Consider the following 25,218-nt stretch of genomic DNA (forward strand, 5'->3'; position numbering starts at 1 on the left):
CAAGTCGAGACGGCGGTCGCTCAGCGGAAGTCGAACCAGCCGCGCGGCCTGCCGTCGGTGAACGCCGGGCGCGCGCTACGCGCGGCGACCGGGGCACGGCCGGTGAGGCGTTCGGTCAGCGTCGGCCGGGCGACGACAGGATCGACGACAGGGGTGGCTGCCACCGGCGTCGCATTGGCGAGGCGCTCGTTCTCGCGCTCCAGTTCGGCCGTGCGCCGATTGGCCTCGGCCAGCCGTGTTTCGCCGTCGCGGCGATGCGCCGCATGCGCCTCGCGTTCGGCCGCATAGCGTTCCTTCCACTTGCGGCCGCCAGGATGGCTGGCGAGACCGAACAGCCAGCCGGCGATCAGCGCAAGGGCCAGCGCGGCGAACTGCGTCGGGGTGGTGAAGAGCATCGTCGGACTCCCTGTTACGGGAGCACAACGACGCTGGGCAGCGATGGTTCAGCGCCGTGCGTCGCCGCCTCGCGACCGGATCAGAACGCGTCGCTGATCGAACAGGCTGCCGGACCCAGGATGACGATGAACAGCGTCGGCAGGATGAACAGGATCAGGGGAACCGTCATGATCGCAGGCAGGCGCGCGGCCTTTTCCTCGGCGCGCATCATGCGCTCGTTACGGAACTCGCCCGACAGGACGCGTAACGCGGAGGCGAGCGGCGTGCCGTATTTCTCCGTCTGGATCATGGTCGTGACGACGCCCTTGATCGCATCGAGATCGACCCGCGTCGCCAGATTCTCGAACGCCTGGCGGCGTTCGGTCAGAAAGCCCAGTTCGATGGCGGTCAGCGTGAACTCGTCGCCCAGTTCGGGATAGGCGCGGCCAAGTTCCTTCGCCACGCGGTGGAAGGCCGCATCGACGGTCAGGCCCGCCTCCGCGCAGATCACCAGAAGGTCGAGTGCGTCCGGCAATCCCTTGCGGATCGCGTGGCTGCGCTTGGTGATCTTGTTCTTGAGGTAGATATCGGGCGCCTTGTACGACAGCACGAAGGCCATCGCGACGATGCCGTAGCGCTGCAGCGCGGAATAGTCCGCGAACGTGTCGGTGCCGTAGACGAAGAAGGTCGCGAGGCCGCCGATGACGATCGGCAGCGCGAGGCGGCCGAAGATGACCGCGACCGCCCAGTCCTTCGACCGGATGCCGGCCTGCATCAGCTTGATCTGCGCGATCTTGACCTGGCTGTCCTGCAAGACCTTCAGCGACGACAGGATGCTGCGCATCCGGTCGGCCGTATCGTTGCGCTGAACCAGTTTCGCGCGGCGTTTGGTCGACGCGGTGATACCTGCCTTCAGCTGTTCGCGCCGGTCGTTGAGCGCCTTGACGCGCTTGGACATGGGATCGCTGACGGTCGTCACCGCGTAAATCGCGATCATCACCGCGAACGCCGCGACGCCGGAGAGGATCGTCGCGACCCAAAGGACGTCGACGCCGAGGAGGGTGGGGCCGGTTGCCTGCATGTTGCCTGTCCTTGCCCGTCAGATCTCGAAGCTGACCATCTTGGCCATGATGAAGGCGCCGATGCTCATCCACAGAAGTCCGCCGAGGCCGGCGACCATCAGGCGCTGGTCGACGAAGAAGTTCTGCATGTAGCTGGCGTTGATCATCCAGATCATGCCGAACACGATGAACGGCAGCGACCCGACGATATAGGCCGATGCCTTCGACTCGGACGACATCGCCCTGATCTTGAGCTTCATCTGGCCGCGCTGGCGCAGCACGGTGGCGAGGTTCGCCAGCGTCTCGGCAAGGTTGCCGCCGGTTTCGCGCTGGATCGCGATGGTGATGACGAAGAACTGGAATTCGGGCGTGCCCAGCCGGTCGGCGGTGTCCTGCAACGCCGCATCCATGGATTTGCCGATCTTCATCTTGTCGGATACCATCCGGAATTCCTCGCCGACGGGGCCCTCGACCTCGTTGCCGACGACCGCCATCGTCTCGCTGACGGGCAGACCGGATCGCAGACCGCGCACGAGCAGTTCGATCGCATCCGGAAACTTCGCGGTGAACTTCGCGATGCGCCGCTTGATGAAATAGCCGACGATGTAATGCGGCAGGCCGGCGCCGACGAAGAGCGCGAGGAACATCGCAAGCAGGATCGGCGCGCCCTTCAGCCACAGCAACGCCGCGACGAGCGCGAACAGGCCGGCACTCGCCATGCCATATTGCCCGACGGTCCAGTCCTTGCCCGTCATCGCCAGCCGCTTTGCCAGCTGCGCCGGGTTCGGCAGCAGCTTGCCGAAGGCGACGTCCGTCCTGGTCTGCGCCCGTCCCGCGGTGATGCGGCGCATCTGCGCCTCGGCGACCGCATCCGCCTCGCCGTGCCGGCCGCGGACGGCCGCGATCCGCCGCGCCTGCGAGCGTTGCGGCGACGGCCCCGCCAGGGCGAACGCCACGAGGCCCAGCGCCAGCGTGGCACCGATCGCGAGCAGGAAAAGGGGCAGCGTATCCATGACGTTCGATCAGGGCTCCATGACCGCTATCGGCATTCGCCGGTTCACTTGCGCGGGCGCTTGGCGAGCAGCGAGGCGAGCAGCGAGGTGCCCTTGCCGCCGCTCTTGCCGGCACCCGGGACACCGGCATCCAGCGCCTCGTCGCCAACGCTCAGCACGCCCTTGACCAGGTCGAGCAGGGGCGCGACGGTCTTGGAATTCTTGCCCGCCTCCGCCATCGGCTTGCCGAGCTTCGCCGCCTGAGCCGCCAGTTTCTGGTCGAACGGCACGACATGATCGATCTTGCGTTCGATCGATCCCTCGAAATCCTTGCGGCTGATCTCGAGCTGCCCGGCGGCATGCATGCGGTTGGCGACGACGGTCACCTGCGTCTGCGGGGCGTTGGACTTGAGCCACGACAGGATGCGGATCGTGTCGCGCGCCGCCGCCAGCGTCAGTTCGGTGACGACCACCGCGGTCTGTATGTCGCTGATCAGGTGTGGATGCTGCACCAGCATCGCACGCGGAAGATCGACCACGGTGCATTCGAAGGCGGCCCGCATCTCTTCCTGCAACTGGTAGAAGGCGGCGCCGTCGGTCATCAGCGGCTGGTTGATCGGCGCTTCCGCGGACAGCACGGCGAGCTTCTCCGACGCCTTCACCATTGCCCGCTCGATGAACAGGCCGTCGATCCGGCTGGGGTTTTCGATCGCGTCGGTCAGCCCGCGGCCCGGCTCGAGATCGAGCGCCAGCGCGCCGGTGCCGAAATGGACGTCGAGGTCGAGCAGCGCGGTCGCACGCTTCTCCTTGTCGCTCATCAGCCAGGCCAGCGAGGTCGCGACCGTCGAAGCGCCGACGCCGCCGCGCGTACCGATGACGGCGGTCGAGCAATGCGGACGATCGACGACCGCCTCCGTCGCCTTGGGCGCGTTCAGCATCGCCTGTGCGTGACCGAGCGCTTCGCGCAGCATGTCGGGATGCACCGGCTTCAGCAGATAGTCCTGGATGCCGCTGGCCACCAGGTCGCGATACAGCCGGACGTCGTTGACCTGACCGGCGGCAATCACGACCGTCCCCGGCTCGCACACCTCGGCGAGCGCATTGATGTCGTTCAGCGGGTCGCCCGATTCCGCCAGGTCGACGAACAGGATCTGCGGGCTGGCCGATACCGACAGCGACTGGACCGCGTTGCGCAGCCCGCCCTTGTGCACCTTCTCGACCGTCCAGCCGAGCTCCGCGGCGACCGCGCGCAGCGTGTCGGCGGTGGTGTCGTCGCAGGCGAAGGCGGCAAAGGGTTCGCGCAGGCCGGTACCAGGCTTCCAGGGCGCGTTCATGTCACTTTCCTCCCGTCGCGGGCAGCGTACCCGTGGCGCCCGTCGCCGTGCGCTTGCGGTAATTGTCGATCGCCTTGCTGGTCAGCGCCGGATCGACGACCGATCCCGCCTCCGTCCCCCGAACCAGGTCGTCGGGACGCGCCACCATCGCGGCGAGGTTGCTGTTCACCGCGCATCCGAAATTGGACGAGGTATGCTGATCGAGTTCGGTGCTGCTGTCGCGACTCCAGTCGGGACAGCCCGGCACCGACGCCCGCATGCGGGACACGATGACGCGCACGGCGCCCTGCGCGACAGGCGCGTTCGTGACGGGCGTATCGGTCGACAGCAGCAGGCCATAGCGTGCGACGACGCCGGCAACCTGTTCATGGGCAGTGGGCGCATAGTCGCCCGGATCGTCGATCGCGATGCGGTCGCCGAAGCCGACATGCATGCCTTCCATCCAGCCGGCGAGGCGATAGTCCTCGCCGGGCGCGAGCGCGCCGCCGCGCGTCGCGAGATCGAGCGCGTAGCTGGTGCGGTCGACGACCGGCTGGTGCACGGACTCCACGCCGCGGTTCTGGGTGCCCATGCACCCGCCCAGCATCAGTGCGGGAACGGCGAGCGAGGCAAGGAGGATCGGACGGATCATCGGGAAGGTCATCCTTCGCGCGCTTAGTTGGAGAAGCCGGGGGCGGGGACGTCCGCCTTGCGGGACTTGCGATCGCTACGGGCGTCGGAGGCGGCCGGAGCGGCATCGCGCCGCGGTTGCGCCGGTACCGGAGCGGATGCGCCGTAACTGGGCGCCATGCCGGGCACGCTGCCTGGCGCCATCGACGGCACCGGGCGGCGATCGCCGCTGACCCCCGTGCCGAGTTCGCCGAGCAGCAGACGGCCGGCATCGGTGGGGGCGCGATAGCCGTCGCTCGGCAGCGCGACCTGCGACAGGCTGTTGATCGGCTTCACCAGATAGGGGGTGATGATGATGACGAGTTCGGTCTCGCTGCGCTGGAAGCCGTTCGACCGGAACAGCGTGCCGATGATCGGCAGGTCGCCGAGGAACGGCGTCTTCTGGATCGAATTATTGTGCGTGTTCTGGAGTAGGCCGCCGATCATCATGCTCTGGCCGGACCCCAGTTCCAGCGTCGTTTCGACGCGGCGGGTGGTCAGCCCGGGCACGCGGGTACCGTTCATCGTCACCGCGTTCGAGTAATCCAGCTGCGACACCTCCGGCCGCACACGCAGGCTGATGCGCCCGTCGGCGAGCACCGTCGGCGTATAGGCCAGGCTGACGCCATATTGCTTGTATTCGACCGACACGGTGCCCAGCGCCTGCGCGATCGGGATCGGCACCTCGCCGCCGGCGAGGAACGTGCCCGTCTCGCCCGACAGCGCGGTGAGATTCGGATTGGCGAGCGTCGTCACCATGCCCGTCGTCTCACCGAGGTCGAGCGCGCCGAGCAGGTCGAGGCCGAGCAGCCTGCCGGCGAAGCCCAGCGTCCCGCCGGTTGCCGCGCCCGTCAGCAGCGTGCTGCCGGTCGATGCGGTCGTGCCCCCGGTGAACAACCCTCCGCCGTTGGCCCCACCGCTTAAAGGAGTATATTGTGTCTGGGCCCGCCCCTGCGCGATGCCGAATTTGAAACCGCCGGTGCCGTCGAACGACTGGATGTTGACGCCGACCTGCTTGATGAAGCTGCGGCTCACTTCCGCGACGCGCACCTGCAGGTTGACCTGCAACGGTGTCGCCGTCTTCAGGCGGGAAAGCACCTTGGTGCTTTCGCCGACATAGGCCTGCACCAGGCGTTCCGCTTCGGCCGCGTCGCCGGGGCTGGCGATCGTGCCGGTAAGCAGGACTAGACCGTTCATCGGCGTCGCGACGATCTGTGCTTCCGGCATCGCAAGACGCAGCATCGCGCCGATCGAGTCGTAGTTGTTGCCGACGCGGACTGTGCTTGCGTAGACGACCGCGCCACCCTTGGTCGTCGCGGAGATCGTTGTCTCGCCCGGCTTCTTGCCGAAGATGTAGAGCTGGGTCGGAGAGCGGACCTGTACGTCGGCGACCGCGTCGTCGGCGACGAACACGTCGCTCATCGGGCGTGGCAGCGTGACGAGCCGACCGCGACCCGTGTTGACCTGGACGAGGCCGCTGGGGGCGCTGGGCCCACCTGGCGTCGGCCGCGCATCGGCGAGGCCGGCGGGCGTCGCCAGCACCATGGCCAGCGCGAGCGGCGCGCGTGCGAAAGGCTTCGAGGACTTGCGCATGATTACTTGTTTCCCCCGACCGGAACGACGGTCACGCTGGTGCCGCGCGCGACACGCACGACGGGACCGGTTGGTATCGCGGCCGCACCCGGTGCGGTCGCGGCGGCGCCACCCGGAGCGGGCATGCCCACCCCCTGCGCCTGCACGGCAAGCCCGGAGGCCTTGCCAGGCACGGAACTACGCTGGAAGCGCGAGACGTCAGCTCCCGTGGCGAAGGTGCTGTCGCCCGACTGCGGGCGGCTGGCGGACGCCAGCATCATCGCCTTCTCGGCCTTGGCATCGCCGTTGGCCGGCACCTTGACCGATCCGTTGGCAATCGCTTCCTCGAGCTGCGCCGGATTGTCCGCGAGGCTGCGCAGCGACAGCGACAGGTCGCCGACGGTGCGCGCCACCGCGATCTGCTCCGCCATCTTGGGCGTCGCTTCGAGCGTCACGTTGGAATAGGTGCTGACCTTGGTCTTGCCGTCTTCTCCGACGCTGTTGTCGGTGCGCTGGTCGGTCGCCAGGACCCGCACGTTGCGCATGATCGTTTCCGAGACCTTGAGCGGCTGGCCGTCGCCGCCGCCCGTGACGGATTGGGTCAGCACAAGATCGACGCGGTCGCCCGGGAAGACGAAGCCCGCGACGGCCGCCTGGCCGGAAACCGCGACCGTGACGGCGCGCATGCCGGGACCCAGCGCGGCGGCCAGGAAGCCGCGGTCGCCGGGCTTGACGAGCGCGCCCTGCGTCACCGGCTGGCCCGCGGTGATCGGGTTGCGCACGACCGTTCCCTGCAACGCCTTGAGATCGGTGCCCGCCTTCAGGAAATAGGCGCCGTCGACCAGTTCCTTGGGCCAGGGCTGGAATTTCAGCGCCGAGGCATCGAGGATGGTGCCGACCGGCAGCGTGCGAGTCGCGACCAGCACTTCCGGCCCGTCGACGGGCCGTAGGCCCGGCTGCGTCATGGCGGCGGCCTGCGGTGCGGCGGAACCGGCGAGCAGCGTGCGGGCGAAGAACGCCGTGATGCCGGCGATCAGCAGCGCTCCCACCAGCAAAACGATCTTGCGACTATCCATGTTGCAACGGGCCTTTTCTGCGCACCGGTGGTTGATCCGGCGCTAAGTATTGAGGTGGAGTGGTTAAAATCCGGTTGGTGGTCCCGCCGGGACGACCGTCAGCAGGGCTGCGGCAGCGATGGCGACGCCGTAGGGCACTTCGACCACCGCCTCGCGACGCCGCCAGCGGTGCTCGACGACCATCAGCATCGTGATCGCGCCGCCGACCACCGCCATCAGCATCAGCATCGACAGCACGCCGCCGGGCGGAAACCAGAGGGCAAGCGCGCCGATCATCTTGACGTCGCCTCCGCCCATCCATCCCGCGGCGAAGACGCCCGCGAACAGGGCGAACACCGCGGTGGCCAGACCGAATTGGATCGCCATGTCGCTCCAGCCGAGCCCGTTCGCCCACCACCATGCGGGGGCGGCGAGCGCGATGGCGGCATTCTTCCAGTTCGCGATTTCGCGCCGGCGAGCATCCTCGATCCCTGCCGAGAGCAGCAGGGCGAAAAGCAGCGCGATGACGGCCATGCCGAGAAGTTTGTCCCACCCCATCGGTGTGAACAGGTAGACGCGATGGCTTTCGAAACCGTAACCAAGGGGAGCCGATGACCCAGATCCCGTTCGATCCCCACGCGCTGCGGCGCAATTTTCCCGCAGAGTCGCGCCTGTCGCATTGGATCGCGGCCGACGGATGGCGGCATCGTCGCTTCGATTGGCCCCATCCCAACCCGCGCGGCCGCATCCTCGTCCAGGGCGGACGGGCCGACATCATCGAGAAGTTCCTGGAGGTGATCGGCCATCTCCATGCCCATGGCTGGGCGGTTACGGCCTTCGACTGGCGGGGGCAGGGCGGCTCCGGCCGCCTGGCGAAGGATCCGCACGTCGGCCATGCGGAGCGCTTCGATCCCTGGCTCGCCGATCTCTCCGCCTTCTGGAACGACTGGCGGTCGGAGGGTGATGGTCCGACCGCGATCCTGGGGCATTCGATGGGCGGCCACCTGCTGCTCCGGTCCTTGATGGACGGCGGTGTGGACCCGGATGCGGCTGTGCTGGTCGCGCCGATGCTGGGAATCCACTCGCCGGTGGGGCCGCGGTTGGGCGCGTGGCTGGCGCGGCTGATGACCCGGATCGGCGATCCGGCGCGGCCCGCCTGGCGCGTGCGCGACGATTCGCGCTCCGCCGGTCATCGCGAGCGGCTGCTGACGCACTCGCACGACCGGTATACCGACGAGGCGTTTTGGTACGATCGCGATCCCAGCCTGCGACTGGGGCCGCCGAGCTGGGCATGGATCGCGGAAGCGTTCGTCGCCTGCGCCGGGCTGCGCGACGACCCGCGCCTCGCGACGGTCCGGACGCCGATCCTGATGCTGGTGGCCGACGAGGATGGGCTCGTCGATTCGCAGGCGGCGGTAAGGGTGGCCGCACGGCTGCCGCGGTGCGAACTGGAGCATTTCGGCGCCGAGTCGGCACATGAGATTTTGCGCGAGGCCGATGCCGTGCGGTTGCGCGCCTATGGCCTGATCGAAGCGTTTCTCGCCCGGCAGACGGCGTGACCTACGACATCGCGATCGTCGGCGCAGGCATCGCCGGGGCGAGCCTCGCCGCCGCGATCGGAGACGGCGCGCGTGTCCTGCTGCTCGAAGCCGAATCGCATCCTGGCTATCATGCGACGGGCCGCTCGGCGGCTTTCTGGTCGGAAACCTACGGTGGACCCGGGGTCCAGCCGCTGACGAGCGCGTCAGAGCGGGCTCTGCGCGAGGCGGGCGTGCTCGATCCGCTCGGCGAGCTCCATATCGGTCGCGCGGACGACGCGGCGGCGGCGGACGCGTTTCTTGCTGCCTTCGCGGGCAGCGGCGTCCGGCTCGACCGCGTCGATCCGGCCGCGATGGTACCGGGCCTGTTGCCCGCCTGGACCATCGGCATTCACGAGCCGAGCTGCGCCTATATCGATGTCGGCGCGCTCCACGCGCGCTATCTCGCCACCGCTCGGTCGGCGGGCGCTACCCTGGTCGTGGACGCGGCGATGCGCAGCGCGGTCCGGCGCGGCGGCTCCTGGCGGATCGAGACCGCCGCGGGGCCATTCGCGGCGGACGTGCTCGTCAATGCGGCGGGCGCCTGGGCGGACGAGGTCGCCGTGCGGGCCGGCGTGGCACCCATCGGTATCCGCCCGTTTCGCCGAACCGTCGTCCAGTTGCGAAGCGATCCCGCCCCGCCGGCGCGGCTGCCGCTGGTCGCGGACATCGCGGGCAGTTTTTATTTCAAGCCGGAGGCCGGCGGGCGGCTCTGGCTGAGCCCGTCCGACGAGACGCCCAGCGACCCGTGCGATGCGGCGGCGGAGGAGCTCGACGTCGCGATCGCGATCGACCGCTTCGAATCTGCGGTCGACTGGCGGGTCGACGCGGTGGAACGCCGCTGGGCCGGGCTGCGCAGTTTCGCGCCCGACCGGCTGCCGGTTTATGGTGTTGCGCCCGACATGCCCGGTTTCTTCTGGTTTGCAGGGCAGGGCGGCTTCGGCATCCAGACATCGCCCGCTGCCGCCATGATCGGCGCTGCATTGTTGAAGGGCGGAACGCCCGCGGATGAGGTGTCGGGCATCGACGTCGCCCGCTATGCACCCGCGCGGTTCGCGTCTATGCCCCGATGACCACTCTCGCGAAGGAGGCCGTGATGGCGCACAAGTTCGTGATCGAGAAGAACAAGGCCGGGGAATTCGTCGCCAAGTTCAAGCACAACGGCGAATTGATCTGGTGGACCGAGGGCTATTCCAGTCGCGACAGCGCGCGCAACGCGATCGCCTCGATCCTCAAGAACGGGCCCGCGGCCGCCGTCGAGGAAGAGGAATAGCGGGCGGCGGAGGTCAGGGACGCTTCGCCGCCGCCAATGCGGCGTCGCTGGCGAGCTTGTCGGCACGCTCGTTATCCGGGTGGCCGGCATGGCCCTTGACCCAGATCCACTCGATCTCGTGACGCTGCGTCGCGGCGAACAGCGCCTGCCACAATTCGGCATTCTTGACGGGCTTCTTGTCCGCCGTCTTCCAGCCGTTCTTCCGCCAGCCGTGGATCCAGCGGGTCAGCCCGTCCATCACGTATTTGCTGTCGGTGGATAATGTCACGCGGCACGGCCGCGTCAGGACGCCCAGCGCCTCGATCGCCGCGGTCAGTTCCATGCGGTTGTTGGTCGTCATCGGCTCGCCGCCGGACAATTCCTTCTCGTGGCTGCCGAAGCGGAGCAACGCCCCCCAGCCGCCGGGGCCGGGGTTGCCCTTGCACGCGCCATCGGTGGCGATCTCGACGCGGCTCATCGGCTCGGTCATGCGAAGGCCTCCGGATGTGCGTCATACCAGTCGAGGCGACGGAGATAGGCGAGCGGATCCTTGCGCGTGACGAGCGCGTCCGCCGGTGTGTTGAGCCAATCCCAGGCCCGCGTCAGCAGAAAGCGGATGCAGGCGCCCCGCGCCAGCACCGGCATGGCCGCGCGTTCCGCCGGCGAAAGCCGGTCGCCATAGCCTTTCATCAGCGCCGCGCCGACGCCGTCCAGCGGCGCACCGGCGGGATCGAACCCCCAGGACGTATGCATCACGGCGAGGTCATAGGCGCGTAGGTCGCAGCAGGCGAAGTAGAAATCGATGAGACCCGTCACCTGTGCGTCGAGCATCAGCACATTGTCCGGAAACAGATCGGCGTGGATGACGCAGGCAGGCAGATCGTGCGGCCAGGCTGCCTCGAGACGAGCGAGCGCCGCGTCGACGCGGGCGAACAGTCCGGGGGCGATGGCATCGAGATCGGCACCGCACCGTTCGAGCAGGGGCCGCCATGCCGTGACGCCCAAGCTGTTCGGCCTCTTCCCGTCGAAATCGGCGACCGCGGCATGAAGATCGGCGAGCGCGGCACCGGCGGTATGCGCCTGGATCGGCGACGGACGCGTCAGCGACACGCCGGGCAGGAAGCGGATGAGACAGGCGGGTCGGCCGGCCAGCGTCTGGATCGCGACGCCGTCCCGGTCCTTGATCGCGGGCGGCACGGGCAGTCCGCGGGCCGCGAGATGATCGAGCAGCGCCATGAAGAAGGGCAGGTCACCCGCCTCGACGCGCCGCTCGTATAGCGTCAGGATGTACCGCCCCGCGGTTGTGTCGACGAGATAGTTGCTGTTCTCGACGCCCTCGGCGATCCCCTTCGCGGAGACGAGTTCGCCGACCCCTTCGTAGCGCGTCAGAAAGGTGGCAAGCGCCTCCGCCGAGACCTGCGTATAGACCGCCATCAGGCCCGCGCCGTCACGCCGCGGCGTCGAGCCCGCGCGGCAGCTTGAACGCGATCGTCTCCCGCGTCGTCTCCTCCTCGCGCTCGGTGATGGCAAATCGGGTGGCAAGCAGATCGACGAGCTCGCGCACCAGCATTTCCGGTGCCGACGCGCCCGCGGTGATGCCGAGCGTGCCGACGCCATCCAGAAACGTCCAGTCGATCTCCGCCGCGCGCTGGATGAGGCGCGCCGGCGTCCCCTCGCGCTGCGCCACTTCGACAAGCCGGAGAGAATTGGACGAATTGGGCGCCCCGATCACCAGCATCGCGTCGCACGCCGCCGCGATCGCCTTGACCGCGGCCTGGCGATTCGACGTGGCATAGCAGATGTCCTCTCCGCGCGGCCCCTGGATCGTCGGGAAGCGCGCCTGGAGGGCGGCGACGACGGCGGCGGTATCGTCCACCGAGAGCGTCGTCTGCGTCAGGAAGGCGAGGTTGTCGGGCTCCGTCGGCGCGAAATCGGCGACATCCTCCACCGTCTCGATCAGCGTCATCGCACCCTGCGGTACCTGGCCGAACGTGCCGATGACCTCCGGATGGCCGGCGTGGCCGATGAACACGATATGCCGCCCGGCAGCGACGAGCCGTTCCGCCTCGCGATGCACCTTGGAGACGAGCGGGCAGGTGGCATCGAGATAGTCCAGCCCGCGATTCTGCGCTGCGGCGGGCACCGATTTGGGCACGCCATGGGCGGAGAAGACGACAGGCTTGCCGTCGGGCACCTGGTCCAGTTCTTCGACGAAGATCGCGCCCTTCGCCTTCAGCGTGTCGACGACGAACTTGTTGTGCACGATTTCGTGCCGGACATAGACGGGCGCGCCGTGCTTCTCGATCGCCAGCTCGACGATGCGGATCGCGCGGTCGACGCCCGCGCAGAACCCGCGCGGCGCGGCGATCAGCAGTTCGAGCACGGGCTTGTCGGCGGCAGGCGGCGCGACGATCGGATCGATGGTTGCCATGGCGGGGCTCTACGCGATTGCTTGCACGCGCGAAAGGCGGTTCCTATGGTGCGCGCCGCCCGGCCGGGGCATCCCGGCCTGATGTCGTCGCCCGTTCGAAAAGGTACGCGTTCACCGTGAAAAGCTCGCTTCTCGCCCCTTGCGCCCTCGCGCTCGTCCTCGGCGGCTGCGCCGGCAAGGGCGAAGTGGTGGAGGGCGGCATCTCCGCCGTCCGCTCCGCCTGCCCGACGGTGGGCGTCGCCGCCGGTACCGGCGATGTCACCCTGTTCGATCCGGCGACCAGCCAGGACGAGAATGCCGTCGACGTCGTCGCCAACATGACCAACGTGCGCGGGACCTGCAACGACGCGGGCGAGCAGATCACGACCACGGTGACGTTCGACGTCCTCGCGCGCCGGACCCGAACCGACGGCGCGCGCGACGTGACGCTGCCCTATTATATCGCGGTGGTGCGCGGCGGAAATCAGGTGACGGCGAAGCGCGTCGGTCAGGTCGCGGTGCATTTCGACGCCGGCCAGGCCCGCGCGCAGACTCGCGGCGAGGCGACGAGCTACGTCAACCGGGCGGCTGCGACCCTGTCCGACGATGTGCGGCGCGAGCTGACCAAGAAGCGCAAGGCGGGCGAGGAGGACGCCGCGACCGATCCGCTGAGCCGTCCGGAGATCCGTCAGGCGGTGTTGAGCGCGACGTTCGAGGCGCTGGTCGGCTTTCAGCTGACGAACGACCAGCTGAAGTACAACGCCCAGCGCTAGCGTGTCCGTGCATGCCGCTCTCCGTCGCGCGGGGACCGGGCGGACGGGGAAGCGGTGATGCAGCGCCCTTTGGGGCGCCACCATGCCTAATCGCAGGCGCCGCCGTTTGCCGATTGACTTGGGCCGGGCGCCCCGCCAGAGATTTTTTCGTCGATGCGGGGCAACCCGCATAGGCGCGCGCGGGAGAGAGCCCAATCAGGGCCGCCGAAGGAGCAACCGCCCCGGAATCTCTCAGGCACACGGGACCGCGCGGTCGCCATCGACACTCTGGAAAGCGCCCCTTTCAGGGGCCACCGAAGGGGTAAGCCCGTACGCCGCAACGGCATCGGGTCAAAGCTCTCAGGTTCCGTGACAGAGGGGGTTTCCGGCACACGCGCGGCATGTCGCCGCCGCTGCCGCCCTTTTGAAAGGCCCTGGGTGATGAGCGACGCGGTGATCGAACAGGCGCAGGACGCCGACCTTGCCGGCGAGCCGGAGGGGGAAGAGCCCGTCATCCAGACTCTGCCGCTCGACGCATGGCATCGCGCCCACGGCGGTCGCATGGTCCCGTTCGCCGGCTACGAGATGCCCGTCCAATACAAGGGCATCATGGCGGAGCATTTGTGGACGCGCGAGAATGCGGGCCTGTTCGACGTCAGCCACATGGGGCAGGTCGGTCTGACCGGCGAGGGTGTCGCCGCGGCGCTCGAAGCGGTGCTGCCGGGTGACGTCGCCGGTCTCGCGCCGGCGAAGATGCGCTATTCGCTGCTTCTCAACGACGAGGGCGGCATCCTCGACGACCTGATGGTGACGACGCTGCCGATCGGCGATGCGCATCCGTTCGGCGAGGCGAGCCATTACATGGTCGTCAACGGCGCGACCAAATATGACGACGTTGCCTATCTGCTGGATGTCCTGCCTGAAGACATCGTCATCAACCTGATGGAAGATCAGGCGCTGCTTGCGTTGCAGGGGCCGAAGGCGGTCGATGCCTTGTCGCGGATCGTCCCAGGGGTCGAATCGCTGGTGTTCATGACTGCCGGTGCCTTCGCATGGAACGGCGCGCCGTTATGGATCAGCCGCTCGGGCTATACCGGCGAGGACGGCTTCGAAATCTCGCTGCCGGCAGAGATCGCCGACGCGTTCGCCACCGCTTTGTGCGACCAGCCGGAGGTCGAGCCGATCGGCCTTGGCGCGCGCGACTCGCTGCGCCTCGAGGCGGGGTTGCCGCTTTACGGTCACGACCTCGATCCGGAAACCACGCCGGTGATGGCGGACCTCGGTTTCGCGCTGTCGAAGCGTCGGCGCGAGGCCGGCGACTTTGCGGGTGCCGCACGCATCCTTTCGGAACGCGAGAACGGACCCGCGGTGAAGCGCGTCGGCCTGACCGTCGCCGGCCGCCAGCCGGTGCGCGAGGGCGCGAGCGTCGTCGACGCGGACGGCGCGATCATTGGCCGCGTCACCTCCGGCGGCTTCGCGCCCAGCGTCGGCGCGCCGATCGGCATGGCCTATGTGCCGGCCGCGCTGGCCGTGCCCGGAACGCCGCTCAAGCTGATCCAACGTGGCAAGCTGCACGACGCGACCGTTGCAGCGATGCCCTTCGTTCCCCACCGCTACATCCGTGCAGGAGCCAAATAAGATGAGCCGCTACTTCACCGAAGACCATGAATGGATCGACGTCGACGGCGAGACCGGAACCGTCGGCATTTCCGAATATGCGCAGGGTCAGCTCGGCGACATCGTGTTCGTCGACGTCCCTGAAGAGGGCAAGCAACTGGCCAAGGGCGACGAGGCGGCGGTGGTCGAGTCGGTGAAGGCCGCCTCCGACGTCTATTCGCCGGTGTCGGGCCACGTGATCGAGGGCAACACCGCGCTTGGCGACGATCCCAGCCTGGTCAATTCGGACCCGGAGGGCGAGGGCTGGTTCTTCAAGATCACCCTGTCCGACACGTCGGAGCTCGAGGAGCTGATGGACGAGACCGCCTACGAGGCGTTCGTCGCCAAGCTGTGATCGCGTAAACTCCCCTCCCGCTTGCGGGAGGGGCTGGGGGTGCGCCCGTCCCCTCCAGCCCCGCTCGTGACGACAGGCCCACCCCCGACCCCTCCCGCACGCGGGAGGGGGGAGTCTTTGTCTCAATGCGCTACCTGCCCCTGACGTCCCATGACCGCGAGTCGATGCTCGCGACCATCGGTGCCGCGAAGATCGACGACCTGTTCGTCGACGTGCCCGAAGCCGCCCGCCTCGGCGGCCCGATCGACGGCCTGCCGATGCATGCGTCGGAACTGTCCGTCGAGCGGCACATGACCAAGCTCGCCCGGCAGAACCTGGTCGCGGGCGAGGTGCCCTTCTTCCTCGGCTGCGGCGCCTATCGGCATCACGTGCCGGCCAGCGTCGACCATCTGATCCAGCGTGGCGAGTTCCTGACCGCCTACACGCCCTATCAGCCGGAGATCGCGCAGGGCACGCTGCAGATGCTGTTCGAGTTCCAAACGCAGGTCGCGCGGCTGCTCGGGACCGATGCGGCGAACGCCAGCATGTACGACGGCTCGACCGCCTGCTGGGAAGCGATCGGCATGGCGCGGCGCATCACCAAGCGCGGCAAGGCGATCCTGTCGTCCGGCCTACACCCGCATTACGTCAGCGTCGCGAAGACGATGGCCAAGTACACCGGCGACGCGCTCGAAACCTCGCTGCCGACGCTGAGCGCCGAGACGGACATCGAGGCGCTGATCGCGGCGATCGACGGCGATACCAGCTGCGTCGTCGTGCAATATCCCGACATCCTGGGACGCATCGCGGACCTGACCCCGCTTGCCGACGCCTGCCACGCGCAGAAGGCGCTGCTGATCGCGGTGGTGACCGAGCCGGTGGCGCTGGGCGCGATCCGCTCGCCCGGCGAGATGGACGCGGACATCGTCGTCGGCGAGGGCCAGTCGCTCGGTGTCGGCCTGCAGTTCGGCGGCCCGTACGTCGGCCTGATGGGCTGCAAGGACAAATATATCCGCCAGATGCCGGGCCGCTTCTGCGGTGAGACGGTCGATGCCGACGGCAAGCGCGGCTTCGTGCTGACGCTGTCGACGCGCGAGCAGCACATCCGCCGCGAAAAGGCGACGAGCAACATCTGCACCAACTCCGGTCTGTGTGCGCTCGCCTTCTCGATCCACATGACCTTGCTCGGCGAGGCGGGATTGCGGCGGCTGTCGGGCATCAATCATGCGCAGGCATGCCGCGCGGCGGACCGGCTGGCGAAGGTACCGGGCGTGCGGGTCGTGAACGACACGTTCTTCAACGAATTCACGATCGACCTGGGCAAGGAGGCGCGACCGATCGTCCGCACGCTCGCGGATCGCGGCGTACTCGCGGGCGTGTCGCTCGGTCGGCTGTACCCGGGCGAGGAGTCGCTGGCGAACGGTCTCGTCGTCGCGGTGACCGAGACGGTGACGCAAGAGGATATCGAGGCGCTGGCGACGGCGCTTGAGGAGGTGCTGGCATGACGATCAACCAGAGCGGCTGGAAGCCCACGTCGCCCACCGCCAAGGATGGCGGCGCACCCGCGACCTTCACGGGCAATCGCGCGCTGATGCTCGAGGAGCCGCTGATCTTCGAGATCGGTGACCTGCACACGACCGGCGTCGACTTCCCCGATGGCGACGTCGCCGGATCGCGGCTGGGCGATCTGACGCGCAAGGATTCGATCGGCCTCGCCGGGCTGTCGGAGCCGGAGACGGTGCGTCACTATACGCGTCTCAGCCGGCAGAATTATGCCATCGACCTGGGCCTGTTTCCGCTGGGATCGTGCACGATGAAGCACAATCCGCGCCTCAACGAGCGCATGGCGCGGCTGCCCGGTTTCGCCGACATCCACCCGCTCCAGCCGGTCGACACGGTGCAGGGCGCGCTGGGCGTCATCAACGAGCTGGCGCACTGGCTGATCACGCTGACCGGGATGCACGGCGTTGCGATGAGTCCGAAGGCGGGCGCGCATGGCGAGCTGTGCGGCATCCTGTGCATCAAGGCGGCGCTGGAGAAGCGCGGCGAGGGGCATCGCAAGGTCGTGCTCGTGCCCGAAAGCGCCCATGGTACCAACCCCGCGACCGCGGCCTTCGCCGGCTTCACGGTCGAGGATATCCCGGCGACGCCCGACGGCCGCGTCGACACCGCGGCGCTGGAGGCGCGGCTGGGGCCGGACGTCGCGGCGGTGATGATCACCAATCCCAACACCTGCGGCCTTTTCGAGCGCGACCTGAAGCGCATCTCTGACGCGGTCCATGCCGCCGGCGGATACGTCTATTGCGACGGTGCGAACTTCAACGCGATCGTCGGCAAGGTGCGGCCGGGTGACCTGGGCGTCGACGCGATGCACATCAACCTGCACAAGACCTTCTCGACCCCGCACGGCGGCGGCGGGCCGGGATCCGGGCCGGTGGTGCTGTCGGAAGCGCTCAGCCCCTTCGGGCCGCTGCCCTTCACCGCGCGCCACGCGAACGGGCATATCCAGCTCGTGGAGGAAGAGACCGCAGGTGACGATCATCCCGACACGTTCGGGCGGATGACCGCCTTCCAGGGCCAGATGGGCATGTTCACGCGCGCGCTGACCTACATCCTAAGCCATGGCGCAGACGGCCTGCGCCAGGTCGCCGAGGATGCCGTGTTGAACGCCAATTACGTGCTGCGCAGCCTCGAAGACACGCTGGACGCGCCGTTCGCCGCGAGCGGGCCCTGTATGCACGAGGCGATCTTCTCCGATGCCGGTCTGGCGGAGGGCTTCTCGACTATCGACGTCGCCAAGGCGCTGATCGACGAAGGATTCCACCCGATGACCATGTACTTCCCGCTGGTGGTACACGGCGCGATGCTGGTCGAGCCGACGGAAACCGAATCCAAGGCGGCGCTGGATCAGTTCATCGGCGCGCTGCGGTCGGTGGCGGAACGCGCCAAGGCGGGCGATCAGAGCCTGAAGACGGCGCCGCACTTCGCCCCGCGGGCGCGTCTCGACGAGACGCTGGCGGCGCGTAAGCCCGTGCTGGTGTGGAAGGAGAAGCCGCTCGCCGCCGCGGCGGAATAGGAAGGGGGCGGGGAGGGCGATCCCTCCCCGTTCCGATTATTGGCCGTCCGGTCGCGGCGTGCCGCTCGGACTGACCGGCTTCGGGCCGTCGGCGGTCGCCTCCAGCGAAGAATCGCCGCCGATGACGCGGTACAGCGTCACGCGGTTGGTCGCGTCGGTCAGCTGCGTCGCCACGAGCGTGCGCTGCGCCGAATAGTAGGACCGCTGCGCGTCCAGGCTGGACAGGAAGGTATCGATCCCGCCCTGGTAGCGCGCGTTGGTCAGCCGCAGCGTCGTCGCCGCGGCGGTCTGGAAGTTGGTGTTGGCGCGCAGCTGGTCGGCGATCGTGCCCTGCCGGGCGAGGGCATCCGCCGTCTCCTGGAACGCCGTCTGGATCGCCTTTTCGTACGTGGCGAGCGCCGCGTCGCGCTGCGCCTCGGTATAGCGGACATTGGCGCGCGCGGCCCCGCCCTGGAAGATCGAATAGCTGACGCTGGGTGCGATCGAATAATTGAACGCGCCGCTCGAGAAGAGCGAGGACAAGGCGTTGCTGGCGAAGCCGAGCACGCCGGTCAGCGACAGGCGCGGGAAGAGCGCCGCGCGCGCCGCGCCGATCTGCGCATTATAGGCGCGCAGCTGATATTCCGCCTGCACCACGTCGGGCCGGCGCAGCAGGATCGAGCTGTCAAGACCGGCTGGCAGGGAGGCGATCGTCGGGCGCGCCTCCTCGATCGACGCCGGCAACAGGGCAGGGTCGACCGGGGCGCCGACGAGCAGCTGGATCGCGTTCACGTCCTGAGCGACCAATGTCCGCTGCAGCGCCAGGTCGGCGTTGGCGGTTTCGAGGATCTGCTGCGCCTGCGTCAGGTCGGTGCGGGCGCTGACACCGCCCTGCAGCCGCGCCTGGGTCAATTGCACGCTCTTCTGCGCGCTGGTCGCGGTATCCTGCGCGATCTTGAGCAGGCTGCGGTCGGACGCATAGTCGAGCCACGCGGTGGCAAGGTCGCCGACCAGCGTCAGCCGCGTCGCGCGCGCCGCGGCTTCGGTCGCGAAATAGCGGTCGAGCGCGGCACGCGACAGTGACCGCAGCCGGCCGAAGAGGTCGATCTCGAAAGCGGTCGTGCCGATGTTCGCCGAGAAGCTGCTGCCCGAGCTGCTGGTCGTGACGGTGCCAGCGCCGGTCCCGTTGCCCGAACCGGCGCCGGTGCCTGTGCCGACATCGGTTCCGGTCCCCGTTCCGGTCCCGGTTCCCGTTCCGGTGCCGGTGCCGCCGGTTCCTGTCCCGGTGCCATTGCCGGTGTTGCCGCCGGTCGCGATGGTGCTCGCGCCGCGACCGCCGTCCGAATAGGTGTAGCGGCCATTGGCGCTGATCGTCGGCAGGATGTTCGCGCGCTGTATACGATATTGCGCGCGCGCCGCGGCGATATTGGCCGCCGCGGTGCGCAGATCGCGGTTGTTTGCGAGGGCCTGGTCGATCAGACGCTGGAGCCGTTCGTCCTTGAAGACATCGCGATAGGAGATCGCGGGCAGCGTCGCTTCCGATTGGCGCAGATAGGCATTGCCGACCGGCCAGGAGGCCGGCACGGGCAACTCCGAGCGGACGTACTTCGGCTCCATCGAGCAGCCCGCCAGGCTCGTTGCGGCCAGGGCGAGGGTCAGGACGAGGCGGCGCATCATGCAGGCTCCGGTGCGTGGGGCGGTGTCGTGGCGGGCGGCATCGGCGGAGCGGGCGGCGTGCCGCCGTCGCCGTCATGGCCGCCGCCGTGACCACCGTGATGCCCGGTGGGCTTGCCGCGCAGCTTCGCCAGCCCGTCACGCACACCGCGACGGACGAGGACGAAGAACAGCGGGATGTAGAAGATCGCGAGCACCGTCGCGGTCAGCATGCCGCCGATCACCGCGGTGCCGATCGCGATACGGCTGTTCGCGCCGGCGCCGGTCGAGATGGCGAGCGGCAGCACGCCGAAGATGAAGGCGAAGCTGGTCATCAGGATCGGGCGCAGACGAATCTTGGCCGCTTCGAGCGCGGCGTCGATGACGCGTGCGCCCTTTCGCTCCGCCTGTTCGGCGAACTCGATCATCAGGATCGCGTTCTTCGCCGCAAGGCCCATCGTCGTCAGCAGGCCGATCTGGAGGTAGACGTCGTTCGTCAGCCCGCGCAGCGTCACGAAGGCGATCGCGCCGATCAGGCCCAGCGGGATGACGAGCAGCACGGCGAAGGGGATCGACCAGCTTTCGTACAGAGCCGCAAGGCACAGGAAGACGACCAGGATCGACAGGCCGTAGAGCAGGGGCGCCTGCCCCGACGAGAGCCGCTCCTGATACGACAGGCCGGCCCAGGCGACGGATACGCCGGGGATCTTCGCCGCCAGTTCCGCCATTCGCGCCATGGCGTCACCCGAACTCTTGCCGGCGGCCGCCGAGCCCTGGAATTCGTAGGACGGAATGCCGTTGAAGCGCGACAGCGTCGTCGGCGCCTGTCCCCAGCCGATCTGCGAGAAGGACGAGAAGGGCGCCATCTGGCCGTTCGAGCCGCGCACGAACCATTGCTTCAGGTCGTCGGGCTGCGCCCGGTACGGGGCGTCGCCCTGCACATAGACGCGCTTGACGCGGCCACGATCGATGAAGTCGTTGACATATTGGCCGCCCCAAGCGGTGGACAGGGTCGAATTGGCCTGGCTCTGCGTCAGGCCGAGCGCGGCCAGCTTCTGGTTGTCCATGTTGACCTGGAGCGTCGCGATGTCGGGCAATTCGGTCAGGCGGACCGAGCGCAGCGTCGGGTCGGCATTGGCAGCGGCCAGCAGCTGGTCGCGGACCGCCTCGAACTTCTCCTGGCTCATGCCGCTGATGTTCTGCAGCTCCATGGTGAAGCCGTCGGACTGGCCGAGACCGCGCACCGCCGGCGGGACTAGCGCGAACACCTGCGCGTCGCGCAGACCGCGGAAGGCGGCGGAGGCACGCGCCGTGATGGCATCGGCGGTGTTTTCCTTGCCCTTGCGGTCCGCCCAGTCGGTTAGGTTGAGGAAGCCCTGACCCGTGTTCTGGCCGCTGGTGCCGCCACCGCCGCCGCCGGCCACGGTGAAGATGACCGACGTGTTCTTGCCTTCGTTCTCGGCGAAATATTTCTCGACCTGCTGCTGCACCTCCAGCGTGCGACCCTGCGTCGCGCCGGCGGGAAGGCGGAACTGGACGAGGGCCGCGCCCTGGTCTTCCGTCGGCAGAAAGCCGGTCGGCAGCCGCAGGAACAGCACCGCCAGCAGCGCGACGATGCCCGCATAGATGAGCAGGAACAGCCACTTGCGATCGACGACATGCTGCACGCCGGCCGTATAGCGCGCGACGCCGCGATCGAACCGGTCGTTGAAGCCGTGCTTGGCGCGTTCCAGTGCATGCGCGACCCGCGGCAGCTTGCGCTCGAGCCAGGCGTTGTTCTCCTGGTTCTTCTGCTTCAGCAGGGTCGCGGTGAGTGCGGGCGACAGAATCAGCGCGACGAGCACCGAGAGGACCATCGCCGCGACGATGGTGATCGAGAACTGGCGGTAGATGACGCCCGTCGACCCGCCGAAGAAGGCCATCGGCAGGAACACTGCCGACAGGACGAGCGCGATGGCGATGAGCGCGATGCTGATCTCGCTCATCGATTCGATCGTCGCCTCGCGCGGCGACATGTCGGGATTTTCCTCCATCAGACGCTCGACGTTCTCGACGACGACGATGGCGTCGTCGACGAGCAGGCCGATGGCGAGAACGAGGCCGAACAACGTTAGCGTGTTGATGGTGAAGCCGGCGACGTAGAAGACGGCGAATGTGCCGAGCAGCACGACCGGTACGGCAATCGTCGGCACCAGCGTCGCGCGCCAGCTCTGCAGGAAGACGAACATGACGATGACGACGAGGATGATCGCCTCGACCAGCGTCTTCACAACCTCTTCGATCGACAATTTGATGAAGGCGGTGGTGTCGTTGGCGTAGGCGACCTTGAGGCCGGCCGGGAAGGTCTTGGCGACGCGATTGACCTCCGCCTTCACGAGCTCGGCCGTCTTCAGCGCGTCGGCGCCAGGCGAGAGCAGCACAGCGATGCCCGCGCCCGGGTGGCGGTTGATGCGGCTGACCGCGGCATAGCTCTCCGCGCCCAGTTCGATGCGCGCGACGTCGGACAGGCGTACCGTCGCTCCGTTGTTCAGCGTCTTGACGATGATCTGGCGGAACTGCTCGGGCGTCTGCAGGCGCGACTGCGCGGTCACGGTCGCGTTCAGCATCTGGGTCGTCGGCATCGGCGTGCCGCCGATCTCGCCGGCGGCGACTTCCGTATTCTGGTTCTGGATCGCGGTGACGATGTCCGACGGCATCAGCTGATAGGATGCGAGGCGGGCGGGATTGAGCCAGATGCGCATCGCATATTGCGATCCGAACACGTTGGTGTCGCCCACGCCCTGGATTCGGCCGAGCGGATCCTGGAGATTGGAGACCAGATAGTCCGCGACGTCCTGGTTGGTCATCCGGTCCGTCTCGTCATAGACGCCGGCGATCAACAGGAAGTCCGGGTTGGACTTGCGCACGACCAGGCCTTGCTGCTGCACCTGCTGCGGCAGGCGCGACACGCCCTGCTGCACCTGGTTCTGCACCTGCACCTGCGCGATGTCGGGATTGGTCCCCTTCGAGAAGGTGGCGGTGATCGTCACCGATCCGCGGCTGGACGAGGAGGACTGGAAATAGAGAAGGCCGTCGATGCCGGTCAGCTGCTGCTCGATGACCTGGGTGACCGAATTCTGCAGCGTCTGTGCGGACGCGCCGGGGAAGGTGGCGCGGATCGACACCTGCGGCGGCGCGACGTCGGGATATTGCGCGATCGGCAGCGACAGGATCGCGCCGATGCCCGCCAGCATGGTGATGATCGCCAGCACCCATGCGAAGATGGGGCGATCGATGAAGATGCGACTGATCATCGGTTCAGCGTCCGCCCTTGCCGGCCGCGCCGCCCTTTTCCTGCGCCTGTTTCATTTCCTCGGGGGAGGGGGGCTTTACCGTCTGCGGCGAATTGGCCGGTACCGGCTTCAGCGCCTGGTTGGGCTTCACATTGGCGAGACCCTGTGTGATGACCTTGTCGCCGGCGTTGAGCCCCTTGGTCACGACCCAGTTCGTGCCCTGCGTCCGCTCGGCGGTGACGGTCCGCTGCACCGCCTTGTTGTTCGGGCCAACGACGAACAGCGTCGCATTGCCCTTCGGATCGCGCGACACCGCCTGTTGCGGCACCAGGAATGCGCGGGTGTTGATCGCCTGCGCGAAACGCGCACGTACGAACATGCCGGGCAACAGCAGGCCCTGCGGGTTGGGGAAACGGGCGCGCAGCGTGACGGTGCCCGTCTGCGTGTCGACCATCGTCTCCGCGAATTCGACCGTCCCGGTCTGGCCATAGTCGCTGCCGTCTTCCAGCAGCAGCCGCACCTGCGCGGATGCGGGAATGACTCCGCCCGACGACAGGCTGCGACGCAGGCTCAGCAGATCGGCGGCGGATTGCTGGATGTCGACGAACATCGGGTCCAGCCGCTGGATCTGCGCCAGCGGATCGGTCTGGCTGGCGGAGACCAGCGCGCCGACGGTGTAGAGCGATCGTCCGATGCGTCCGGTGATCGGCGCCGGTACGGTGGTGAAGCTCAGGTTGACGCGGGCGGTTTCTAGCGCGGCGCGATTCTGCGCGACGGAGGCCGCTGCCTGCCGCGCCGACGCGACGGCATTGGTATATTCCTGCTTCGAGACCGCTTCGATCTGCGCCAGCGGGCGATAGCGTTCCGCCTGGATGCGTGTCGCTTCGGCATTGGCCTGTGCGCTCTGTACGTTGGCGGCCGCCTGGTTGACCGACGCGCGATACAGGCGCGGATCGATCTCGTAGAGCGGCTGCCCCTTTCGGACGATCGTCCCCTCGGTGAAGAATCGCCGGCGAATGATGCCGTTGACCTGCGGCCGCACGTCGGAGCTTTCGTAGGCGCTGGTCCGGCCGGCCAGTTCGGTCACCATGGCCGCATCGGAAGGCTGGACCACGACATAGCCGACGGTGGCCGGGCCTTGGCCGGCGCCACCGGCGCCGCGACCCTTGGCCTGCGACCCTTCGCCGCCGCCGCAGGCCGACAGCGCAAGCGCGGTGGCAAGGGCAAGGGCGGTGGCGGACGAAAGACGGCGTCCGCGAATCGATGCTGTGTTCAAGGCTCGTGTACCTGCTCGAATCTCGGCTCGCGCAGCCGCGACCGCGCGGTAATGCGCAGGTGCGGCGAACGGTTGCATTGGCGCCGTGCAATGACGAACAACCGCAGGGAAAAGCAACCCGCGCGCGGCGTTTATAATGTCGCAAAATGTCGCAATGGGGAAAGACGGCTGCCATGAATCGGATGATCGGGGCGCAGGACAACGGCGATGCCGACAAGCGCGCAGCGGCCGCGGCGGCGGTCGCCGAGGTGTGCGACGGCATGCTCATCGGCCTGGGCACGGGGTCGACCGCGACCCACGCGATCCGGCTCATCGGGGCGCGGGTCGCGGAAGGATTGCGTATCCGCGCGGTGGTGACCTCGCGCGCGAGCGAGGCGCTTTCACGCGACCTAGGTATCCCGTTGCTCGATTTCGCCGACGTACCGCGGGTCGACCTCACTATCGACGGTGCGGACGAGATCGACGCCCGACTGTTCGCCATCAAGGGAGCCGGAGGCGCGATGCTGCGTGAAAAGGCCGTCGCTGCGGCGTCCGCACGGATGGTGGTGATCGCCGATGCCAGCAAGCGGGTCGATGCGATCGGTGCCCATGCTCGCGTGCCGGTCGAGATACTGCCCTTCGCGCGGGCGTCCGTACTCGCCCGTCTCGGCGAGGCGGCGGTGCTGCGCATGGCCGGCGACTCGCCCTACGTGACCGACAATGGCAATCTGATCGCAGACTGTCGGCTGGACCTGTCCGACCCGCGCGGACGCGCGGCCGAGCTCGCGGCGATCCCGGGTGCGCTGGGGCACGGCCTGTTCCTCGACGAAGTCGATGCCGCCTATATTGCGGACCAAGGTGTCGTTTCGCGGCTGGAACGGGACAGCGGCGGCGGCTAAGGCGCTCGTCGAGACAGGCAACCGGATCGGGCGCGCCGCGTTCGAACCGCGACAAGAGCGAGGCCC

General features: G+C 68.0%; 23 protein-coding genes and 2 riboswitches. Of the genes, 9 read left to right on the plus strand and 14 right to left on the minus strand.

What is annotated here, in order from left to right:
• Nucleotides 1-20: 20 nt before the first annotated feature.
• From RF701_RS14765 to RF701_RS14800, 8 genes are all read right to left on the minus strand, one after another.
• Nucleotides 21-395, minus strand: a complete 375-nt coding sequence (locus tag RF701_RS14765) for a hypothetical protein (protein WP_308815403.1) — start codon at nt 393-395, stop codon at nt 21-23.
• An 80-nt stretch (nt 396-475) separates the two neighbouring features.
• The gene (locus RF701_RS14770) at nt 476-1,456 is read right to left on the minus strand and encodes a type II secretion system F family protein (RefSeq protein WP_308815404.1); all 981 of its coding nucleotides are present in this window, start codon (nt 1,454-1,456) and stop codon (nt 476-478) included.
• An 18-nt stretch (nt 1,457-1,474) separates the two neighbouring features.
• Nucleotides 1,475-2,449: a type II secretion system F family protein gene (locus RF701_RS14775; RefSeq protein ID WP_203308434.1), complete on the minus strand. Its 975-nt coding sequence runs from the start codon at nt 2,447-2,449 to the stop codon at nt 1,475-1,477.
• Between the two features lie 44 nt (nt 2,450-2,493).
• Complete coding sequence (locus RF701_RS14780; protein WP_308815405.1) at nt 2,494-3,762, minus strand: pilus assembly protein CpaE; 1,269 nt, start codon at nt 3,760-3,762, stop codon at nt 2,494-2,496.
• Nucleotide 3,763: 1 nt separating this feature from the next.
• Nucleotides 3,764-4,393 (minus strand): CpaD family pilus assembly protein, encoded by a 630-nt coding sequence (locus RF701_RS14785; RefSeq protein ID WP_308815406.1) that lies wholly within the window; start codon nt 4,391-4,393, stop codon nt 3,764-3,766.
• Between the two features lie 23 nt (nt 4,394-4,416).
• On the minus strand, nt 4,417-6,003 hold the full coding sequence (locus RF701_RS14790) for a type II and III secretion system protein family protein (RefSeq protein WP_308815407.1): 1,587 nt from the start codon (nt 6,001-6,003) through the stop codon (nt 4,417-4,419).
• 2 nt (nt 6,004-6,005) lie between these two features.
• Entirely contained in the window at nt 6,006-7,058 is a 1,053-nt protein-coding gene (gene cpaB / locus RF701_RS14795; RefSeq protein ID WP_308815408.1) for a Flp pilus assembly protein CpaB, read from the minus strand.
• Nucleotides 7,059-7,121: 63 nt separating this feature from the next.
• Complete coding sequence (locus RF701_RS14800; RefSeq protein WP_246847963.1) at nt 7,122-7,571, minus strand: prepilin peptidase; 450 nt, start codon at nt 7,569-7,571, stop codon at nt 7,122-7,124.
• 77 nt (nt 7,572-7,648) lie between these two features.
• Here RF701_RS14800 and RF701_RS14805 point away from each other — a divergent pair, with 77 nt between their 5' ends.
• From RF701_RS14805 to RF701_RS14815, 3 genes are read left to right on the plus strand one after another with little or no spacing between them, the layout of a single operon-like run.
• The gene (locus RF701_RS14805) at nt 7,649-8,596 is read left to right on the plus strand and encodes an alpha/beta fold hydrolase (protein ID WP_210356886.1); all 948 of its coding nucleotides are present in this window, start codon (nt 7,649-7,651) and stop codon (nt 8,594-8,596) included.
• Entirely contained in the window at nt 8,593-9,687 is a 1,095-nt protein-coding gene (locus RF701_RS14810; protein WP_308815409.1) for an FAD-binding oxidoreductase, read from the plus strand. Before RF701_RS14805 ends, RF701_RS14810 begins: the two co-directional genes overlap by 4 nt.
• A gap of 23 nt (nt 9,688-9,710) precedes the next feature.
• Nucleotides 9,711-9,887 (plus strand): DUF1508 domain-containing protein, encoded by a 177-nt coding sequence (locus RF701_RS14815; RefSeq protein ID WP_308815410.1) that lies wholly within the window; start codon nt 9,711-9,713, stop codon nt 9,885-9,887.
• Nucleotides 9,888-9,900: 13 nt separating this feature from the next.
• Here the strand turns inward: RF701_RS14815 and rnhA are convergent, their stop codons facing one another.
• From rnhA to ispH, 3 genes are read right to left on the minus strand one after another with little or no spacing between them, the layout of a single operon-like run.
• Nucleotides 9,901-10,356, minus strand: coding sequence for a ribonuclease HI (gene rnhA, locus RF701_RS14820; RefSeq protein ID WP_308815411.1), 456 nt, complete (start codon nt 10,354-10,356; stop codon nt 9,901-9,903).
• Nucleotides 10,353-11,300 carry a homoserine kinase gene (gene thrB / locus RF701_RS14825; protein WP_308815412.1) on the minus strand — a complete coding sequence of 316 codons (948 nt, stop codon included), beginning with the start codon at nt 11,298-11,300 and terminating at the stop codon, nt 10,353-10,355. The genes rnhA and thrB overlap by 4 nt, the downstream gene beginning before the upstream one ends.
• A gap of 13 nt (nt 11,301-11,313) precedes the next feature.
• A complete protein-coding gene (gene ispH / locus RF701_RS14830) occupies nt 11,314-12,297 on the minus strand; it encodes a 4-hydroxy-3-methylbut-2-enyl diphosphate reductase (RefSeq protein ID WP_210356883.1) in 984 nt (327 codons plus the stop codon).
• Between the two features lie 116 nt (nt 12,298-12,413).
• Here ispH and RF701_RS14835 point away from each other — a divergent pair, with 116 nt between their 5' ends.
• The 5 genes from RF701_RS14835 (at nt 12,414) to gcvPB (ending at nt 18,094) form a co-directional block, all read left to right on the plus strand.
• Complete coding sequence (locus tag RF701_RS14835) at nt 12,414-13,049, plus strand: hypothetical protein (RefSeq protein WP_210356882.1); 636 nt, start codon at nt 12,414-12,416, stop codon at nt 13,047-13,049.
• 170 nt (nt 13,050-13,219) lie between these two features.
• Nucleotides 13,220-13,303: riboswitch (glycine riboswitch) on the plus strand.
• Nucleotides 13,304-13,306: 3 nt separating this feature from the next.
• Nucleotides 13,307-13,414: riboswitch (glycine riboswitch) on the plus strand.
• A 55-nt stretch (nt 13,415-13,469) separates the two neighbouring features.
• On the plus strand, nt 13,470-14,666 hold the full coding sequence (gcvT, locus tag RF701_RS14840) for a glycine cleavage system aminomethyltransferase GcvT (RefSeq protein WP_308815413.1): 1,197 nt from the start codon (nt 13,470-13,472) through the stop codon (nt 14,664-14,666).
• 1 nt (nt 14,667) lies between these two features.
• Nucleotides 14,668-15,039 (plus strand): glycine cleavage system protein GcvH, encoded by a 372-nt coding sequence (gene gcvH / locus RF701_RS14845; RefSeq protein WP_210356880.1) that lies wholly within the window; start codon nt 14,668-14,670, stop codon nt 15,037-15,039.
• A 125-nt stretch (nt 15,040-15,164) separates the two neighbouring features.
• Entirely contained in the window at nt 15,165-16,523 is a 1,359-nt protein-coding gene (gcvPA, locus tag RF701_RS14850; RefSeq protein WP_210356879.1) for an aminomethyl-transferring glycine dehydrogenase subunit GcvPA, read from the plus strand.
• On the plus strand, nt 16,520-18,094 hold the full coding sequence (gene gcvPB / locus RF701_RS14855) for an aminomethyl-transferring glycine dehydrogenase subunit GcvPB (RefSeq protein WP_308815414.1): 1,575 nt from the start codon (nt 16,520-16,522) through the stop codon (nt 18,092-18,094). The genes gcvPA and gcvPB overlap by 4 nt, the downstream gene beginning before the upstream one ends.
• Before the next feature lie 36 nt (nt 18,095-18,130).
• On the opposite strand, the gene RF701_RS14860 is transcribed toward gcvPB, so the two are convergent.
• The 3 genes from RF701_RS14860 to RF701_RS14870 are packed head-to-tail and all read right to left on the minus strand — an operon-like array spanning nt 18,131 to nt 24,274.
• Nucleotides 18,131-19,750 carry an efflux transporter outer membrane subunit gene (locus RF701_RS14860; RefSeq protein ID WP_308815415.1) on the minus strand — a complete coding sequence of 540 codons (1,620 nt, stop codon included), beginning with the start codon at nt 19,748-19,750 and terminating at the stop codon, nt 18,131-18,133.
• The gene (locus RF701_RS14865) at nt 19,747-23,019 is read right to left on the minus strand and encodes a multidrug efflux RND transporter permease subunit (RefSeq protein WP_308815416.1); all 3,273 of its coding nucleotides are present in this window, start codon (nt 23,017-23,019) and stop codon (nt 19,747-19,749) included. Before RF701_RS14865 ends, RF701_RS14860 begins: the two co-directional genes overlap by 4 nt.
• 4 nt (nt 23,020-23,023) lie before the next feature.
• A complete protein-coding gene (locus RF701_RS14870; protein ID WP_246847962.1) occupies nt 23,024-24,274 on the minus strand; it encodes an efflux RND transporter periplasmic adaptor subunit in 1,251 nt (416 codons plus the stop codon).
• 182 nt (nt 24,275-24,456) lie between these two features.
• Here RF701_RS14870 and rpiA point away from each other — a divergent pair, with 182 nt between their 5' ends.
• Complete coding sequence (gene rpiA / locus RF701_RS14875; RefSeq protein WP_210357793.1) at nt 24,457-25,152, plus strand: ribose-5-phosphate isomerase RpiA; 696 nt, start codon at nt 24,457-24,459, stop codon at nt 25,150-25,152.
• Nucleotides 25,153-25,218 lie beyond the last annotated feature (66 nt).

This window comes from Sphingomonas sp. GV3 (assembly GCF_031082075.1).
In the GTDB taxonomy this organism is placed as follows: Bacteria; Pseudomonadota; Alphaproteobacteria; order Sphingomonadales; family Sphingomonadaceae; genus Sphingomonas; species Sphingomonas beigongshangi.

Bases quoted from the DNA above. Each gene is read 5' to 3' on its own strand.
- RF701_RS14790 (WP_308815407.1), bottom strand. From the start codon at position 6,003: ATGCGCAAGTCCTCGAAGCCTTTCGCACGCGCGCCGCTCGCGCTGGCC.
- gcvH (WP_210356880.1), top strand. From the start codon at position 14,668: ATGAGCCGCTACTTCACCGAAGACCATGAATGGATCGACGTCGACGGC.
- rnhA (WP_308815411.1), bottom strand. From the start codon at position 10,356: ATGACCGAGCCGATGAGCCGCGTCGAGATCGCCACCGATGGCGCGTGC.
- gcvT (WP_308815413.1), top strand. From the start codon at position 13,470: ATGAGCGACGCGGTGATCGAACAGGCGCAGGACGCCGACCTTGCCGGC.
- ispH (WP_210356883.1), bottom strand. From the start codon at position 12,297: ATGGCAACCATCGATCCGATCGTCGCGCCGCCTGCCGCCGACAAGCCC.
- rpiA (WP_210357793.1), top strand. From the start codon at position 24,457: ATGATCGGGGCGCAGGACAACGGCGATGCCGACAAGCGCGCAGCGGCC.
- RF701_RS14780 (WP_308815405.1), bottom strand. From the start codon at position 3,762: ATGAACGCGCCCTGGAAGCCTGGTACCGGCCTGCGCGAACCCTTTGCC.
- thrB (WP_308815412.1), bottom strand. From the start codon at position 11,300: ATGGCGGTCTATACGCAGGTCTCGGCGGAGGCGCTTGCCACCTTTCTG.
- RF701_RS14860 (WP_308815415.1), bottom strand. From the start codon at position 19,750: ATGATGCGCCGCCTCGTCCTGACCCTCGCCCTGGCCGCAACGAGCCTG.
- gcvPA (WP_210356879.1), top strand. From the start codon at position 15,165: ATGCGCTACCTGCCCCTGACGTCCCATGACCGCGAGTCGATGCTCGCG.
- cpaB (WP_308815408.1), bottom strand. From the start codon at position 7,058: ATGGATAGTCGCAAGATCGTTTTGCTGGTGGGAGCGCTGCTGATCGCC.
- RF701_RS14765 (WP_308815403.1), bottom strand. From the start codon at position 395: ATGCTCTTCACCACCCCGACGCAGTTCGCCGCGCTGGCCCTTGCGCTG.
- RF701_RS14865 (WP_308815416.1), bottom strand. From the start codon at position 23,019: ATGATCAGTCGCATCTTCATCGATCGCCCCATCTTCGCATGGGTGCTG.
- RF701_RS14815 (WP_308815410.1), top strand. From the start codon at position 9,711: ATGGCGCACAAGTTCGTGATCGAGAAGAACAAGGCCGGGGAATTCGTC.
- gcvPB (WP_308815414.1), top strand. From the start codon at position 16,520: ATGACGATCAACCAGAGCGGCTGGAAGCCCACGTCGCCCACCGCCAAG.
- RF701_RS14805 (WP_210356886.1), top strand. From the start codon at position 7,649: ATGACCCAGATCCCGTTCGATCCCCACGCGCTGCGGCGCAATTTTCCC.
- RF701_RS14785 (WP_308815406.1), bottom strand. From the start codon at position 4,393: ATGATCCGTCCGATCCTCCTTGCCTCGCTCGCCGTTCCCGCACTGATG.
- RF701_RS14800 (WP_246847963.1), bottom strand. From the start codon at position 7,571: ATGGCCGTCATCGCGCTGCTTTTCGCCCTGCTGCTCTCGGCAGGGATC.
- RF701_RS14775 (WP_203308434.1), bottom strand. From the start codon at position 2,449: ATGGATACGCTGCCCCTTTTCCTGCTCGCGATCGGTGCCACGCTGGCG.
- RF701_RS14770 (WP_308815404.1), bottom strand. From the start codon at position 1,456: ATGCAGGCAACCGGCCCCACCCTCCTCGGCGTCGACGTCCTTTGGGTC.